Source organism: Fundidesulfovibrio agrisoli (assembly GCF_022808715.1).
GTDB lineage: Bacteria > Desulfobacterota > Desulfovibrionia > Desulfovibrionales > Desulfovibrionaceae > Fundidesulfovibrio > Fundidesulfovibrio agrisoli.
On the sequence record NZ_JAKZKX010000025.1, the window covers coordinates 1 to 15,605 of the forward strand.

The 15,605-nt window shown below is 68.0% G+C and carries 13 protein-coding genes; 7 read left to right on the top strand and 6 right to left on the bottom strand.

Annotation, left to right across the window (positions count from 1 at the left end; translation table 11 throughout):
* The 3 genes from MLE27_RS15055 to MLE27_RS15065 all read left to right on the top strand — a co-directional run.
* Positions 1-567: NADH-quinone oxidoreductase subunit B family protein (locus MLE27_RS15055; RefSeq protein WP_480017371.1), on the top strand; the 567-nt coding region annotated here is incomplete at its 5' end.
* 26 nt (positions 568-593) lie between these two features.
* Complete coding sequence (locus MLE27_RS15060) at positions 594-2,360, top strand: nickel-dependent hydrogenase large subunit (RefSeq protein WP_243312935.1); 1,767 nt, start codon at positions 594-596, stop codon at positions 2,358-2,360.
* A gap of 257 nt (positions 2,361-2,617) precedes the next feature.
* Positions 2,618-2,980, top strand: a complete 363-nt coding sequence (locus MLE27_RS15065; RefSeq protein WP_243312936.1) for a DUF488 domain-containing protein — start codon at positions 2,618-2,620, stop codon at positions 2,978-2,980.
* A 32-nt stretch (positions 2,981-3,012) separates the two neighbouring features.
* Here MLE27_RS15065 and MLE27_RS15070 read toward each other — a convergent pair whose 3' ends face one another.
* The gene (locus tag MLE27_RS15070; protein WP_243312938.1) at positions 3,013-3,534 is read right to left on the bottom strand and encodes a YbjP/YqhG family protein; all 522 of its coding nucleotides are present in this window, start codon (positions 3,532-3,534) and stop codon (positions 3,013-3,015) included.
* A 192-nt stretch (positions 3,535-3,726) separates the two neighbouring features.
* On the opposite strand from MLE27_RS15070, the gene MLE27_RS15075 reads away from it, so the two are divergent.
* Positions 3,727-4,659 (top strand): YceI family protein, encoded by a 933-nt coding sequence (locus tag MLE27_RS15075; protein ID WP_243312941.1) that lies wholly within the window; start codon positions 3,727-3,729, stop codon positions 4,657-4,659.
* Between the two features lie 89 nt (positions 4,660-4,748).
* Here the strand turns inward: MLE27_RS15075 and MLE27_RS15080 are convergent, their stop codons facing one another.
* The 4 genes from MLE27_RS15080 to MLE27_RS15095 form a co-directional block, all read right to left on the bottom strand.
* On the bottom strand, positions 4,749-5,006 hold the full coding sequence (locus tag MLE27_RS15080) for a hypothetical protein (RefSeq protein WP_243312943.1): 258 nt from the start codon (positions 5,004-5,006) through the stop codon (positions 4,749-4,751).
* Between the two features lie 143 nt (positions 5,007-5,149).
* Complete coding sequence (locus tag MLE27_RS15085) at positions 5,150-6,406, bottom strand: hypothetical protein (protein WP_243312945.1); 1,257 nt, start codon at positions 6,404-6,406, stop codon at positions 5,150-5,152.
* A 62-nt stretch (positions 6,407-6,468) separates the two neighbouring features.
* Positions 6,469-9,213 carry an MGH1-like glycoside hydrolase domain-containing protein gene (locus MLE27_RS15090; RefSeq protein ID WP_243312948.1) on the bottom strand — a complete coding sequence of 915 codons (2,745 nt, stop codon included), beginning with the start codon at positions 9,211-9,213 and terminating at the stop codon, positions 6,469-6,471.
* A 157-nt stretch (positions 9,214-9,370) separates the two neighbouring features.
* A complete protein-coding gene (locus tag MLE27_RS15095) occupies positions 9,371-11,449 on the bottom strand; it encodes a WD40/YVTN/BNR-like repeat-containing protein (RefSeq protein ID WP_243312950.1) in 2,079 nt (692 codons plus the stop codon).
* 231 nt (positions 11,450-11,680) lie between these two features.
* Between MLE27_RS15095 and MLE27_RS15100 the strand changes: the two genes are divergently transcribed.
* Complete coding sequence (locus tag MLE27_RS15100) at positions 11,681-11,926, top strand: hypothetical protein (RefSeq protein WP_243312951.1); 246 nt, start codon at positions 11,681-11,683, stop codon at positions 11,924-11,926.
* A gap of 196 nt (positions 11,927-12,122) precedes the next feature.
* The gene (gene purT / locus MLE27_RS15105) at positions 12,123-13,304 is read left to right on the top strand and encodes a formate-dependent phosphoribosylglycinamide formyltransferase (protein WP_243312953.1); all 1,182 of its coding nucleotides are present in this window, start codon (positions 12,123-12,125) and stop codon (positions 13,302-13,304) included.
* A gap of 114 nt (positions 13,305-13,418) precedes the next feature.
* Here purT and MLE27_RS15110 read toward each other — a convergent pair whose 3' ends face one another.
* The gene (locus MLE27_RS15110) at positions 13,419-14,030 is read right to left on the bottom strand and encodes a TetR/AcrR family transcriptional regulator (protein WP_243312954.1); all 612 of its coding nucleotides are present in this window, start codon (positions 14,028-14,030) and stop codon (positions 13,419-13,421) included.
* 159 nt (positions 14,031-14,189) lie between these two features.
* On the opposite strand from MLE27_RS15110, the gene MLE27_RS15115 reads away from it, so the two are divergent.
* Complete coding sequence (locus MLE27_RS15115; RefSeq protein WP_243312956.1) at positions 14,190-15,605, top strand: amidohydrolase family protein; 1,416 nt, start codon at positions 14,190-14,192, stop codon at positions 15,603-15,605.

The window sequence follows — 15,605 nt, forward strand, 5'->3', positions numbered from 1 at the left end:
GGCGCCTACGGCACCATCGGCGGCGAGACCATGCTCTCCATCGCCCAGCGCGTGCTGCCCAAGGCCAAGGCCGTCATCGCCTACGGCACCTGCTCCTCCTACGGCGGGCTGGCCGCGGCCGCTCCCAACCCCACCGGGGCCAAGGGCGTGGGCGACCTGGGCATCCTGGGCAGCGTCCCCCTCATCAACGTGCCCGGCTGCTCGCCCAACCCCTACAACCTGGCCGGCGTGCTCACCACCTACCTGCTCAAGGGCACCCTCCCGGCGCTGGACGCCAACAAGCGGCCCACCTTCGCCTTCGGCAAGACCGTGCACAGCCAGTGCCCCAGGCCCCACGGCTGCCTCGAGGACTACAAGTGCAGGGGCAAGGTCACCTACAACAATTGCCCCACCGCCAAGTTCAACGACGGCACCTCCTGGGACATCCAGGCCAACCACCACTGCGTCGGCTGCTCCACCCCGAACTTCTGGGACGTTAACGCCCCGTTCTACAGCAGTAGCTTCGGCACTCAGTACGCCGCGAGCAACCACAGCAAGATCCAGGCTGTCGCCGCCGGCGGCGACTAACCTAATTTTTCAAGGAGAATATACTTATGGCCACCACCGGTAGCGTTCTCACTGGCGCGGCTCCCGCCGCCAACACCGCAGCCACCACCGCTGCGGCCATGCAGCCCGCGCTCAACCTGCTCCTGACGAACACCACCAGCACCGGCGGCAGCGCCGGCGCCAGCATCACCCTGGACCCCATCAGCCGCATCGAGGGCCACCTGCGCATCGACGCCAAGGTCGGCACCAACGGGACCATCGAGTCGGCCTGGTCCTCGGCCACCCTGTTCCGTGGCATCGAGATGATCCTGGCCGGACGCGATCCCCGCGACGCGCCCCTGATCACCCAGCGTCTGTGCGGCGTGTGCACCTACATACACCTGCAGGCCTCCACCACGGCCATCGAAAACGCCATGAAGCTGACCGTGCCCGCCAACGCGCAGATCGTGCGCAACCTGCTCCAGGGCACCCAGTTCCTGCACGACCACATCGTGCACTTCTACCACCTGCACGCCCTGGACTGGGTGGACGTGACCAAGGCCCTCACCGCCGACGTCGCCGCCACCGCGACCCTGGCGGCCCAGGTTTCCCCCTCGGCCCCGTCCATCGACTTCGCGGCCGTGCAGACCAAGCTCCAGGGCCTGGTCAGCTCCGGCCAGTTGGGTCCCTTCTCCAGCGGCTACTGGGGCCACCCGGCCATGAAGCTTTCGCCCGAGGCGAACCTGCTGTTCGTGGCCCACTACCTCCAGGCCCTGGCCCAGCAGGCCAACACCGCCAAGATGATGGCCCTGTTCGGCGGCAAGAACCCGCATCCCCACGTCACCATCCCCGGCGGCGTGACCAGCGGCAACGAGCTGGCCGTGGCGGCGAACATCACCAACTTCACCACCCAGCTCACCGCCACCAACGACTTCATCAAGAACTTCTACATCCCCGACGTGGTCTACCTGGCCAAGCAGTACCCCGAATGGGCCAAGATCGGCGGGTTCGACAACATGCTGGCCTTCGGCGAGTTCCCGGACACCTACGGCTCCGGAACCAACTTCATGCCCGGCGGCGTCATCATGGGCCGCAACGTGGGCAGCGTGGCCACCGTGAACACGGCCTCCATCACCGAGGACGTCTCCCGCGCCTGGTACAACACCTCCAGCCCGCTCAACCCGGCCTCTGGCGTCACTTCGCCCAACTACACCGGCTACAACCAGTCGGCCCAGTACTCCTGGCTCAAGGCCCCGCGCTACCAGGGCAAGCCCATGGAGGTCGGCCCGCTGGCCCGCGTGCTGGTGGCCTACGGCAAGAACCACGCCCAGGTGAAGCCCGCCGTCGATTCGCTGCTCTCCACCCTGGGCCTGACCATCAACGACATGTTCTCGGTCATCGGGCGCACCGCCGCCCGCGCCATCGAGACCCAAGTCATCGGCAACGCCATGGTCGGCTGGCTCAACACCCTGAAGAGCAACATCGCGGCCAACAACCTCGCCACCTACGCCAGCAACACCGTGCCCGCCAACAGCACGGGCGTCGGCCTGGGCGAGGCTCCGCGCGGCGCGGTGGGGCACTGGCTGTCCACCGACGCCTCCTCCAAGATCAAGAACTACCAGATGGTGGTGCCTTCGGCCTGGAACTTCGGCCCCCGCGACGCCCAGGGCGTCTCCAGCGCGGTGGAGTCCTCCATGGTGGGCGTGCCCATCGCGGACTCCAACAGCCCCCTGGAGATCCTGCGCCTGGTGCACTCCTTCGACCCCTGCATCGCCTGCGGCGTGCACCTGATCGACGCCGAGGGCAAGGCCGAGACCCTGGTCACCGTGCGCTGACCGGAACCGGCAAACGATACTGAAGGGGGGCCTCCGCAGGGAGGCCCCCCTTTTTCATTCCGCGCGTGCATGATGCTGTGGATGGCTGGCGGAGAGCGCGGGGAGATTGTCATGCATCGCGCGCACGCAGGCCCCGGGCGGGATTGCCATGAACGCCGCGCCGGGCTAGCGTCCTGGGTGATTTTGTCCAACACCCGCCCCCCGGGAGGCCGCCGTGGCAACCTCCCGGCGGGTCTGACGAAGCGAGGCGCAACCCTATGCTCTTTATCAAACGCGTCTACGACGAGCCCTCCCCCGAGGACGGCAAGCGCTACCTTGTGGACAGGCTCTGGCCGCGCGGCATCGCCAAGGAGGCCCTGCGCCTGGACGGCTGGCTCAAGGACCTGGCCCCAAGCAACGCCCTGCGTACCTGGCTGCACCAGGACCCCGCCCGCTGGGGTGAGTTCGCCCCGCGCTACGAGCGGGAACTGGCCGCCCCCGACGCCGCAGCCCTGGCCGCCAGGATCGCCGCCGAAGCCAGGGAAGGCGCGGTCACGCTGCTCTACGCCGCGCGGGACAGGGAGCGGAACCACGCCCTGGTGCTGAAGGAGTATCTTGAGCGGCTGGGCGCAGGCGCCTAGCCCGGCCAGCCCTGCAACCAGCCCGGGGAGGGCTATTTTCCTTTCAGGATGCCCTGCAGGGTCCAGATTTTGCCGTCGACGCCATACCGGGCGTCGTCCATGACCCAGCGGCCCGACTCCTTGACCAGGACGAACACGTAGGGCTTTTGCCCCTTGCAGCCGTTTGTCACGGTCATCAGGTAGGAGTCCTTTTCCTGAGCCAAGCCCAAAATCTTAAGCGGCTTGCCGCACTCGTCCTGGGCGTTGAAGAAGAGGTCAAAGTCGAGCCGCCCCATCCCTTCCTTGTTCCTGAGGCGCTGTTCGGCCTTGAACAGCTTCTGCAACGCGGAGGAGAACATGTTCTTTTCCAGCGCGAATCCGACGGGATCTGAGGGCTGCGGCTTCAGGAACAGCCGAGAGTACTCCGCCAGCAGGGGCCGGTACACCTGCAGGATGGCTTCCGATTCGTCCGCCGCGCAGCGCCCGGGAACGGGGACGGCCAGGAGCAGAACAATCAGCGGAACCAGGCAGCCCAATGCCAACCGGCGGAAATCGCGGCGTGCTCTCGGAATCATGGGTGCAATCCTCACGTAAATCGGGTGACGGGTTCTGTTCCGCAGTTCATAGGGCGAATGCCCCCGCTTGCATAGAACGGATTCAGACCAGAGCGCGATAATGTTTCTACTTCCCCGCCGCTTCTCAAAACCCGGCCGTTCTGCTACAGAGCGCCCATCATCTCCATCCCGGGCCATTCCCAGGAGGCATTCATGAATAACGAGACCTTTCCCGAGCTGACGCTCGAGGAAGTCAAACTAGCGGTCGAATCCGGCGGCGCCATGCTCGTCGACGTGCTTCCCCCCGAACATTTCGAACGCCGCCACATCCACGGCGCGTTCAACGCCTGCGTGTACCAGGTCGTCTTCCTGGACATGGTCGCCAAGCTGGCGCCCGACAAATCCATGCCCATCATCCTCAGCGGCGCGGGCGCGGGTTCCATGGACGTGCACACCGCGGCCCAGAAGCTTCGCCGGGCCGGATACGCCAACATCTCCGTGTATCCCGGCGGCATCGAGGAGTGCGCCGAGGCGGGCTACTCCCTGGAGGGCAGCGCGGCCCAGTCGCTGGACCAGCCCTTCCCGGCCTTCGCCCCCGAGCCCAGACTCTACAAACTCACCAGCGGCGACGCGGCCATCCTCTGGACGGGCCGCAACCACAACATCAGCCACCACGGCACCCTCTCCGTCTCCAGGGCGGAGATGGACTTCACTCAGGGCGTGCGCAGCGGGTTCAAGGGCCTCTTCGAGATCGACATGACCAGCATCGCCGACAAGAACCTCGAGGGCGACCCCCTCAAGGACGTGCTGGAGGCCCACTTGGCCTCGGACGACTTCTTCTTCGTCTCCCTCTTCCCCACGGCCGTGTTCACGCTCACCGAGGCCACCCCCGCCGCCGAGGGCACCGCCACCCGCCCCAACTACGTGATGACGGGCCAGCTCTCCCTGCGCGGCGTGGGCAAGACCATCTTCTTCCCGGCGCACCTGCGCATGCTTGGCGACGGCAAGATCGGCCTGCACGCCAACTTCGACTTCGACCGCACGGATTGGGGCGTGATCTACGGCTCGGCCAGGTTCTTCCGGCACCTGGGCATGCACGTGGTGTACGACCACATCTCCGTGGAGATCAGGCTCGTGCTGGAATGAGCCGGCATCCAGCCGACACCGCGCAATGAAAACGGGGCCGGGTTCTTCACCCGGCCCCGTCGTTTCCTGTCAGAAGCAGAAGCCCCGGCCTAGTTCCAGCCGGACTCCTTGTCGCACTCGGCCCGCTCCTTGGGATGGGTCTTCTCCCACTGGGTGATGGACTGGGTCTCGTTGTCGCTCATCTTGTTGTTCATGCAGGTGCAGTACTTGGTGATGACTTCGACGGGCACCTTGGCGTCCTTGTTGTCCTTGAGGCACTGGGCGATCCATTTGGCGTCGTCGGCGTTGGCGAAGGCCAATCCGGCGGAGAGGAGCAGCGCGAGGGCGACGGAGGCGAGAATCTTCATCTTGAACTCCTTGGCGTTGTGGGGTTGACGCAATTCGGAACCGACTCATCAGTAGGAATGTCCGAGGGTTCCGACTTCTTCTTATAATACCCCCAAACAATTCGCCTCACAAGCAGATTGTCCCGCTTCCTTGGCGGCCCTGCTCAGTACCACGTACCCAGCAGCTTCTTCGCCCCCTCCTCCTGCAGCTTCCAACCCATTCGCTTGATGAGCCTCTTGCTCATGGGGCTGGCCTTGCCGGTCAGCCACAGCTCCACGCCCCGTGCGGAGAGCTCCCGGGCCTTGTCCGCCATGGCCTCGATGATGGAGGCGTTGGTCCTGGTGCAGGCCAGGTAGTCCAGGGGGAAGGCCAGCACCAGCGTGCCGTCGTCGCGCTGCGCGCCCACGAACCGGCCCAGGCGAACGAAGCGCGCCAGGTTGGCCACGGTGTTGTCGTACCCGGCGTACATGCGGGCCATGCGCTGACGGAACAGGGCCACGTCCTGCTCCTGGGTGCCCGCCGCGAATTCCACGAAGTCGGCCACGCCCTGGGTACCCTGCATGGAGGTCAGCGCCTTGACGATGGAGGTCTGCTGGGTGGGGGTGAACTGCTCGTTGTTGATGAACAGCCTCGCCAGGGACTCGGGCACCCCGGCGTCGAGCAGCGCCTGCCGGTTCTGCCTTCGCAGGTCGGTGGGCGGCACGGAGACGTCGATGTCGCCCAGCACGGCCGTGCCGCTCACGCCGGAGACCGCGATGCCCACCCCACCGGGGATCAGGGCCTGCAGCGCCGAGCCCGTGATGCTCCCGGCGTAGCCCGCCTCGGCCAGGGCGTTGAGCTTGTCCTGGAGCACGGGGTTGGTGGAGTAGGGGTCCACGCCGAACTGCTTGGCGTAGTCCCGCTTGGTCTGGGAGTAGCCGATGAGGTTCTGGAAGCGGTTGCCCTCGTACTTGCTGGGGGTGCTCTCCACCAGGCTCTCCTGGGCGCGCACGAACATCTTGCCCACGCCGGAGAGGGCCCCGCCCACGGTGTTCAGCGGGTCGGTGACCAGATTCACGGCGCCCTGCACGGTCTGCTTGCCCTTGTCCGCCAGGGAGGTGCCGAAGGCCGAGGTGCCCGCCACCTGCTCCATCTTGTCCATGGCCGCGATCTCCGCGATGCGCGTGTAGAGCAGCGCCGTGGATTCCGCGCGGAAATCCCCGAAGCGGGAGCGGATGGTGTAGGCGTTGAGGTAGCCGTCGTTGGTCACGACGCTGTCCACATAATAGGACGGCCCCGAGAGAATGGCCTTGGGCAACACGGCCCGGGCCTCGAAGGTGGGGGGCGTTTCGGTTTCCTGGGCCAGGGCCGTGGCCGCGAGCAGGGCCGTGAGAGCCAGGGAGGCCAGCAGGGCCCCCCAGGCCGCGCGATGCGTCGTCATTGTCCGCCTTTTCCTTGTGCAATGGGTTTATGCCGCAGGTGCATGCCGCCGGTCCGGGCGCGTCAGGCCCCGGCGTCCGAACCCTTCCGGAAGGCGCTGTGCTTGCCGCGCTCCAGGTAGGTTTCAGCGTCTATCAGCCCGAATATCTCGATGAGCTTGGCCACCAGGCCAGTCCACCCCGTCTGGTGGTTCGCCCCGATGCCCGCGCCGTTGTCACCATGGAAGTACTCGTAGAACAGGATGTTGTCGCGCCAGTGCGGATCGGCCTGGAATTTTTCCGCCCCGCCGAACACGGGCCTGCGGCTGTCCTCCCCGCGCAGGAAGATGCGCGTCAGCCGGGAGGCGATCTCCCGGGCGACCTCGAAGAGGTTCATCATATTCCCCGAACCCGTGGGGCACTCGATTGTGAAGGTGTCGCCGTAGTAGGTGTAGTAGTTGAGCAGGGCGCGCACGAGGAGGATGTTCACGGGCATCCACACCGGGCCGCGCCAGTTGGAGTTGCCCCCGAACATGCCCGAATCCGATTCGGCCGGGAGGTAGCCGACCCGGTACTCGTCGCCGTTGGCCCGGAACACGTAGGGATGGTCCTGGTGGTGGCGGGAGAGCGCCCGGATGCCGTAGGGGCTCAGGAACTCCTCCTCGTCGAGCATGCACGTGAGGATGCGCCGCAGGCGCTGCTCGTTGACCAGGGCGATGATGCCGCGCCCGCCGTGGCCGTAGTGCCCCGGCCCCGTAAGGTGAATGCTCTCCAACAGCTCGGGCATGCGCCGCATGAGCCTGACGACTGACGATGCGGCCCGGGGCATGCGCTCGCGCTGCCAGGGCTCGATCACCGTCACCGCGCACAGGGGCAGCAGTCCCACCATGGAACGGACCTTGAGCCGCTGGGCCGAGCCGTCGGGCAGGCGCAGGATGTCGTAGTAGAAGCCGTCCTCCTCGTCCCACATGCCTTCCCCGCCCCCCTGGTTGACGGCGCTGGCGATCCACAGGAAGTGCTCCAGGAACTTGGTGCAGAGGTCCTCGTAGAAGGGGTCCTCCTCCACCAGCTCCGCGCAGATCTCGATCATGTTCTGGCAGAAAAAGGCCATCCAGGCCGTGCCGTCCGCCTGCTCGAGGTGCCCCCCCGTGGGCAGGGAGGCGCTGCGGTCGAACACACCGATGTTGTCCAGCCCCAGAAAGCCGCCTTCGAAGACGTTCTTGCCGAAGCGGTCCTTGCGGTTGACCCACCAGGTGAAATTCAGGGTCAACTTGCTGAAGCAGCGCCGCAGGAACTCCGTGTCGCCCTTGCCGTCCCTGGACTTCTCCGTGAGGTACAGGAACAGGGCGGCCCAGGCGTGCACCGGGGGGTTCACGTCGCTGAAGTTCCACTCGTAGGCGGGCAGTTGGCCGCTGGGGTGCATGTAGCTCTCGCGCAGCATGAGCTCCAGCTGCTCCTTGGCGAAGTCCGGGTCCGCGGAGGACATGGCCACGGTGTGGAAGGCCAGGTCCCAGGCGGCGTACCAGGGGTATTCCCATTTGTCGGGCATGGAGATCACGTGGTCGTTGACCATGTGGAACCACTCCCGGTTGCGGCTGGCGCGCTCCTGGCGGTGCAGGGGGTGGGCCTTGTGCTCGTCGAGCCATTTGTCCGCGTCGAAGTAGTAATACTGCTTGGACCAGAACATCCCGGCCAGGGCCTGGCGCAGCACGCGGGCCTCGTCCTCCCCGGCGTTCTTCGGGGTCTGGTCCGCGTAGTACTCGTCCGCCTCGCCCTCGCGCAGCGCGAACAGATCGTCGAAATCGTGTCCGAAGGGCTCCCCGGCCGCCCCGCCCACCCCGGCCTCACCGCTTGGCCGCAGCCGCACCCTGATGACGGCCCCGGCCCCGGGCTCCACAAGCACGCGGTAGCGCGCCGAGGCCTTGGTGCCGGTCAGGTCCGGGTTCACCGCATCCCGCTCGCCCTGCACCACGCTGCGGTGGATGCCGTCCTTGACGTAGGGCGATTCGTTGGGCTGGCCGTAGAGCCTGACGCGGTTGGTGTCGTTCTCGGTGAAGAGCAGTTCCGGCTCCGCCTCGCAGCAGAGGGCGAATTCGGGCAGGCTCTCCAGAAACAAGGGGTCGGTGTGGCGGGCCAGGATCTCTTTCCCGTGGCCCCTGTCCACGGCCCGGAGCTCCGGCCGCGAGCCCCCCTCCGGCCAGGACCAGGTGTTGCGGAACCAGAGCGTGGGCAGCACGTCCAGCACGGCCGCCTCCGGCCCCCGGTTGCACACGGTGACCCGGATGAGGATGTCCTGGGGAGAGGCCTTGGCGTACTCCACGAACACGTCGAAGTAGCGGTCCTCATTGAAGACGCCGGTGTCCAGCAGCTCGTATTCGGGCTCCAGGCGGGTGCGCCCGGCGTTGGTGCGCACCAGGTCTTCGTAGGGGAAGGCCTGCTGCGGGTATTTGTAGAGGTACTTCATGTAGGAGTGCGTGGGCGTGCTGTCGAGGTAGAAGTAGTACTCCTTCACGTCCTCCCCGTGGTTGCCCTCGCTGTTGGTGAGGCCGAAGAGGCGCTCCTTGAGGATGGGGTCGCACCCGTTCCACAGGGCCAGGGCGAAGCAGAGCACCTGGTGGCTGTCACTGATGCCGGCCAAGCCGTCCTCGCCCCACTGGTAGGCGCGGGAGCGGGCCTGGTCGTGGCTGAAGTGGTTCCAGGCGTCTCCGTCCTGGCTGTAGTCCTCGCGCACCGTGCCCCACTGGCGCTCGCTGAGGTACGGCCCCCACTTCCTCCAGGGGACGCCCTCATCCCTGGCCTCCGACAGCCTGCGTTTCTCTTCGGTGGTCATGAAGCCTGCTCCCTGCATCGCGATTGGCGGAGGGGAAGCCCGTCGATCCGGTCTTCTTCCGCGGATTGTCCAGCCTGCCACGCGAGGCGCCCTCAGTACATGCCGGGGGCCATTTCAAGCGGAAACTTCGCCCTCGCAGCCGCCCAGCCCGGGCGGGCTACTGGTTCACCAGCAGCATCAGGGCCCCAGGAAGGGCGCGGTTGAGCCCCGGCTCCCTGAAGTTGGGGTTGGTGGTCCAGATCACGCCGTTGTCGCCCACGGCGAACAAGGCCTGCTGCTCCGGCGCGCTGGAGAGGTTGTAGATCATGGAGCTGAACCCGCCCTGCACCAGCTCGGCCGTACCGTTCTGGATGCGATAGAGATAGGCCTTGCCCCCGTCGGTGTAGCTGCCGCTGGTGATGAGCGCGGCCCAGAACACTCCGCCCCCCGCGTGGACCACGCTCCTGAAGAAGGCCAGGGGCCCGGCCTCCTGCGGCGGCCGCCGCGTGACGCCCGCCACCGGCTGCCAGTTGGAGCCGCCGTCGGTGGAGTAGAAGGCGGCCTGGTTCTCGCCCAGGGGCACCACCATGCCCGGGCCCGCCGCCACCGCGTTCAGGCCGTCCTTGGGGGAGAGGCCCTGCGCGCCCACCACGCTGGTGCTCCATGTCCCGTTGCGCCAGACGGCCAGGCGGCCCTCCTGCCCCACGGCGTAGACGCTCCCGTCCGGCCCGGCGGCGATATCGGCGTAGGTGTAGGAGTTCGGATCAAAGGGGTCCAGGCAGGTGGTGGAGGCCGCGCCCGCGAAGCAGGGCTGGCCCTGGCTGTTGGAGGCCAGCAGGATACCGTAGCCGCCCGTCGCCTTGGCCACCCCGGTGATGGCCTGGGGCAGGCCGAAGAAGCCGGGGGGCTGCCAGTCGGACCAGGCGGAGCCGTTGAAGCGCTTCAGGTAGTTGGCGCCGTCGCTGGAGGCCACGGCCGAGAACCAGACCTCGTTGGAAGCGAACACCTTGAAGGCCCGCAGGTAGCTGTCGCTCACGCCCGGGATGGGGTGGCTCTGCATCCTGCCCTTGCTCCAGGAATAGATGCCCGTGGCCTGGGAGATGTACATGGGCGCGAGCCACAGCCGCGACCCCAGGCCCGCGCCGCCCCAGGCCAGGCTGTTCCCGGCGACGGTCTTGCTGGAGAGGGCCGTGCGCGCGGCCGTGGCCCCGTTGAAGGTTTCGATGAGCCCCAGCTCGCCCGCCAGGAGGTAGCTGTTGCCCGTGAGGCGGGTGATGGCGTGCCTGCCGTACAGGGGAACCGTGTCGTGGTTGGCCAGTTGGTCCACCGCGCCGGTCCAGTGGCGCAGTGTCCCGGCCAGGCCCGCGAGCCAGACGTCGTTCGGGCCGGTGCCGCTCATGGCCGCCAGGTCGTACCCGTTGAACAGCCCGCCGCCCTGGTTGACCATGCTCCAGGCCGGGGCCTGGGCGGTGTTGTCGAGCATGTACATCTGGCCGAAGTTGCCGCTGGCGAACACCGTCGCCGCACTGGGCCCCCAGACGCTCTCCAGCAGGTTGAAGGTGAAGGTGCCCCCGGAGCCGCCGTCCGTCTCGAACTGGGCCATGAGCTTCCAGCCCGAGGCGTCGCGGTGCAGCACCGTGCCGTAGGAGCCAGCGGCGTAGACGTCGGTGTCCGAGAAGCCGAAGATGGAGGAGCAGGAGAAGTCCGACCGGGCGTTGGGGTGCGCCTGGTAGTCGATGACCAGATCCTCGAAGACCCACTTGTTCTGGCCCGTGTCGAAGCGCGCCGGGGCGTTGTTGTACTCGACCACGGCGAAGGCGCCGCCCGTGGGGCTGACCCAGACCCCGTTGACCACGTAGTTCTGGGCCAGGCCCTGAATGCCCGGCGGGGTGGTGCGCGTCCAGCTCTGGCCGTTGTAGTGCAGCAGCACGCTGCGCTCCGGGTCGGTGCTGGACTCGGTGAAGGAGCTCCCCCCCACGGCCCAGATGTCGTTGGGCCCCGAACCGGAGACCCCGCGCAGCGGGGCCATGGTGCCCGTATCCATCAGCGAGAAGGCGGTGCCGGATTTCTTCACGATCACCCCGCCGTCGCCGGCGAAGTAGACCGTGGCCCCCGCGTCGGGAGTATAGGCCGACAGGAGCGTGTTGGCCGTCGGGGAGTAGTTGAGGAGCTTCCAGGGGGCATCGGCCCTGGCGGGGGCGGGGGCCAGGGCGACGAGCGTGACGAGCAGCGCGAGGAAGGCCGGTCGGGTGAACATGGCGGCGCTCCGCAGGGGTGTTTACAGCTTGGTTTGAACCGCAAACGCATGGGAACGGCTGGTCATGCTTGCTTCCGGCATAGCACTCCCGGCCCGGGCTGTGAATGGGAAGCTGCACACCCCGACGCCTTGGGGGAAGACCTGGGGGAAATATTCGGCTAGGATCACGCCAGGATTCCATGCGCGCCGCCGCCCGGTTTCGGCGGCGCACCAGCGCCCCTGGAGGCCGCCATGCCCAAAACCTACCTCCTCTACCGTTGCGGCGAAGCCGGTCACAGGACACCGGTGACGTTCTTCACGGCCGACTCCGAGCAGGAGGCCCGCGAGGCCCCCACCTGGCTCAGGCACCAGCACCCTGGCAGCGCCACGCTGCACCTGGGCCCCGGGGAGTTCTTCGAGATCATCGAGGAGGGCAGGTGCCCGCCGCAGGAGTGGGAAGAGGCAAAGGCCCTGCTGGATACCGGCGCGGCTCGGTAGACCCCGCGCCGGTTCGGCCCATGCCTCTTCGGCCACTGTATTCCGGCTCCCCTGTTCCGTCCCAAATATCCGGCCCTAATGCCCGGCCGATATGTTCCGGCCCACGCCGCTAGCCCGGGCATCGGGGCGGCGTATTGTCCTCCCCGCCGCTTCCGGGTAGGCTGCGCCCTTTCGAATTTCCCTTCAGGAGGTTTCCATGGCCCGCATCGGCACGCCCAACACGGCTTCGGCCACCAGGATCATGCTGCTCGGCTCCGGCGAGCTGGGCAAGGAGGTGGCCATCGAGGCCCAGCGCCTCGGCGTGGAGGTCATCGCCGTGGACCGCTATCCCAACGCCCCGGCCATGCAGGTGGCGCACCGCTCCCACGTGGTGAGCATGCTCGACGCCGGGGCCCTGCGCGCCGTCATCGAGCGGGAGAAGCCCGACTTCGTGGTGCCCGAGATCGAGGCCATCGCCACCGAGGAGCTGCTGGCCCTGGAGGCTGAAGGCGTCACCATTGTGCCCACGGCCCGCGCCGCCCGCCTGACCATGGACCGCGAGGGCATCCGCCGCCTGGCCGCCGAGGAGCTGGGCCTGGCCACCTCGCCCTACCGCTTCGCGGACACGAAGGAGGAATTCCTGGCGGCCTGCGAGGCCGTGGGCTTCCCCTGCGTGGTCAAGCCGGTGATGTCCTCCTCGGGCAAGGGCCAGAGCGTGGCCCGCGACATGGCCGGGGCCGAGGCCTCCTGGGAGTACGCCCAGACCGCCGGGCGCGCCGGGGCGGGCCGCGTGATCGTGGAGGGGTTCGTTGATTTCGATTACGAGATAACCCTGCTCACCGTGCGCCACGCCGGGGGCACCAGCTTCTGCGAGCCCATCGGCCACCGGCAGGAGAAGGGGGACTACCGCGAGTCCTGGCAGCCCCACCCCATGAGCGCAGCGGCCCTGGCCGAGGCCGAGCGCATGGCCAAGGCCGTGACCGGAGCCCTGGGCGGGCGCGGCATCTTCGGCGTGGAGCTGTTCATCAAGGGCGACACGGTGCTCTTCTCCGAGGTGTCGCCCCGGCCTCACGACACGGGCATGGTCACGCTCATCTCGCAGGACCTTTCGGAGTTCGCCCTGCACGTGCGGGCCATCCTGGGCCTGCCCATCCCGGCCATCCGGCTCTACGGCCCGGCGGCCTCCCGCGTGATCCTGGCCGAGGGCGACAGCGCGGCCCCGGCCTTCGAGGTGGCCCCTGAGGCCCTGGCCGAAGCGGACACTTCCCTGCGCCTGTTCGGCAAGCCCGAGGTGCACGGCACCAGGCGCATGGGCGTGGCCCTGGCCCTGGGCAAGGACGTGGAGGAGGCCAAGGCCAAGGCCATCCGCGCGGCCTCGCACGTCACGGTGAAACTCTAATCGTTCATGCTGCCGGGGTGCGGGCCAGTCCGCGCCCCGGCTTCACTGTGCGGGCTGGCCTCCACTTGGGGCCCGAAACTTGTACCCGCCCGCCGATCGGAGCCCTGCCTCCAGTCATCCTTCGCCCCGGGCGGCCTTGAGCCCGCCCACGTAGTGCACCACCAGGGAGCGCGCCAGCTGCGCCGCGCTGCGCGCCGTGACCACCTCCAGCTTGCCGCTGGTGGCCAGGGAGCCGATGCCGTGCAGGCTGGCCCAGAGCACCTGGACGGCCTCCTCCACCCCGGCCGTGTCTTCGGGCGCGAACAGCGGCGCAAGAACCCGGGCCATGCGGGCCAGGATGGCCTCGATCCTGCCGGTGAACCACCGGGGCAGCTCGGAGCCCTCGCCCAGGCGGTACTCGAAGAGCAGCTCCCACAGCCTGGGGTGGCGCTCCACGAAGCCGAAATAGGCCAGGGCCAGGGCCAGGGCGTCGGCCTGGGGGTCGCCCGTGGGGGCGGCCCCGGCGAGCTCGCCGTCCAGAAGCTCCAGGGTGCGCGCGTTCACGTGCACCACCAGGTCGTCCAGGTTCTTGAAGTGGTTGTAGAGCGTTCCCGGGGAGTAGCCCACGGCCTCGGCCACGCGCCTGGCCGTGAGGGCCTTGAAACCCTCGGCCTCCACCAGCCGCTGCGCCTCGCCAAGCACCAGTTCCGCCAGTTGCTCGCGTGTATGGTCCGACCGCCTGGCCATGGCTTGCCTCCTGCCGCTTCCCGGCTCCGGGCCGGAATCTCGCGGTTGGATGAAAAATATATTGAACATTGTTCAGAAGCAAGCTATTCCCGTTTCTGAACAGCGTTCAATAAGCTTGCGGCGCTGTTCTGAACAATGTTCAATTTTAAGGAGGCACCCATGCAGGCCAGATCCTTGTTCACAGCCCTGTCAGCGCTGCTCATCCCGCTTGCCGCCGAGGCCCAGGCCGCGCCCCCCGCGAAGGCTCACGCGATCCCCCAGGAGAGCTCCCGGGCCATCCCTCAAGCCACTCCCCGGGGCCTCTCCGGCGGCCTTCCAGGGGACAGCTCGGCAAGCCTCCCCCCGCACGTCTCCAAGTCCATGCCCAGGCCAAGCGACAAGCGCCGGGACGCCGCTCCCCTGAGCCCCGGCGCGCAGGCCCTGGTTGAGCGCGCCTTCGCGGACCTGGGCGGCCGCAAGCCCCTGGACTGCCACGTGCACATCCTGGGCCTGGGCACGGGCGGCAGCGGCGTGTACGCCAGCCCGGCCCTGCGCAGCTGGCTGCGCCCCTGGTCCCGCCTCAAGGCTGGCGCGGTGCTGGCCGCATCGGGCGTCACGGACCCGGCCCGGGCCGACCAGCAGTACGTTGAGCGCCTGCTGTCCCTGGCCAGCGATTTCCCCGTTCCGCCCAGGCTGGCCGTGCTGGCCTTCGACTGCCGCCACACCCCCGGCGGCGAGCGCGACCTGGAGCGCACCGAGTTCCGCATCCCAGACGGCTACGTGCTGGACCTGGCCCGCAGCCACCCGGACACCTTCGTCCCGGTGGCCTCGGTGCACCCGCGCGACCCGCACGCCCTGGCCCGGCTGGAGAGCCTGGCCGCGCAAGGCGTGCGCGTGATCAAGTGGCTGCCCAACGCCCAGGGCATGGACCCCTCGGACCCGAGCTTCGACCCCTTCTACCGGGCCATGGCCCGGCTCGGCATGGCCCTGCTCTGCCACACCGGGCACGAGGCCTCGGTGGCCTCGGCCGACCAGCGCCTGGGCAACCCCCTGCTGCTGCGCCGTCCCCTGGACCTGGGCGTCACCGTCGTCATGGCCCACGCCGGGAACCGGGGATCAAGCGAGGACCTGGACCACCCCGGCCGCCGCGCCCGCAACTTCGAGCTGTTCCTGCGCATGATGGACGACCCGCGCTACGCGGGCCGCCTCTACGGCGACATCTCCATGCTGGCCCAGACGGCCCGCAGCACCGGCGACCTCAAGACCCTGCTGGAGCGCGCCGACCTGCACCCGAGGCTCATAAACGGCAGCGACTATCCGCTCCCCGCCGTTGACATCCTCGTGCAGCCGCGTGTTTTATGGCTGGCGGGTTTCCTGACCGAGCGCGAACGCCGTCAGCTGGACGAAATCCGCAGGGCCAACCCCCTGCTCTTCGATTTCGTGCTCAAGCGCACCCTGCGCCACCCGAAGACCGGGGCGCGCTTCCCGGCCTCCGTGTTCGTGGAGCACCCCGCGTTCGCCTGGCGCGACGCGCCCGAGTTTGAAGCGACCCCGGCCGTGACTTCGGCCTCGGCCCCCATCCCGGGAGGATTGTAG

Coding starts and splice junctions, on each gene's coding strand:
- MLE27_RS15115 (WP_243312956.1), top strand. CDS start 14,190: ATGCAGGCCAGATCCTTGTTCACAGCCCTGTCAGCGCTGCTCATCCCG.
- MLE27_RS15060 (WP_243312935.1), top strand. CDS start 594: ATGGCCACCACCGGTAGCGTTCTCACTGGCGCGGCTCCCGCCGCCAAC.
- MLE27_RS15065 (WP_243312936.1), top strand. CDS start 2,618: ATGCTCTTTATCAAACGCGTCTACGACGAGCCCTCCCCCGAGGACGGC.
- MLE27_RS15100 (WP_243312951.1), top strand. CDS start 11,681: ATGCCCAAAACCTACCTCCTCTACCGTTGCGGCGAAGCCGGTCACAGG.
- MLE27_RS15095 (WP_243312950.1), bottom strand. CDS start 11,449: ATGTTCACCCGACCGGCCTTCCTCGCGCTGCTCGTCACGCTCGTCGCC.
- purT (WP_243312953.1), top strand. CDS start 12,123: ATGGCCCGCATCGGCACGCCCAACACGGCTTCGGCCACCAGGATCATG.
- MLE27_RS15080 (WP_243312943.1), bottom strand. CDS start 5,006: ATGAAGATTCTCGCCTCCGTCGCCCTCGCGCTGCTCCTCTCCGCCGGA.
- MLE27_RS15075 (WP_243312941.1), top strand. CDS start 3,727: ATGAATAACGAGACCTTTCCCGAGCTGACGCTCGAGGAAGTCAAACTA.
- MLE27_RS15090 (WP_243312948.1), bottom strand. CDS start 9,213: ATGACCACCGAAGAGAAACGCAGGCTGTCGGAGGCCAGGGATGAGGGC.
- MLE27_RS15110 (WP_243312954.1), bottom strand. CDS start 14,030: ATGGCCAGGCGGTCGGACCATACACGCGAGCAACTGGCGGAACTGGTG.
- MLE27_RS15085 (WP_243312945.1), bottom strand. CDS start 6,406: ATGACGACGCATCGCGCGGCCTGGGGGGCCCTGCTGGCCTCCCTGGCT.
- MLE27_RS15070 (WP_243312938.1), bottom strand. CDS start 3,534: ATGATTCCGAGAGCACGCCGCGATTTCCGCCGGTTGGCATTGGGCTGC.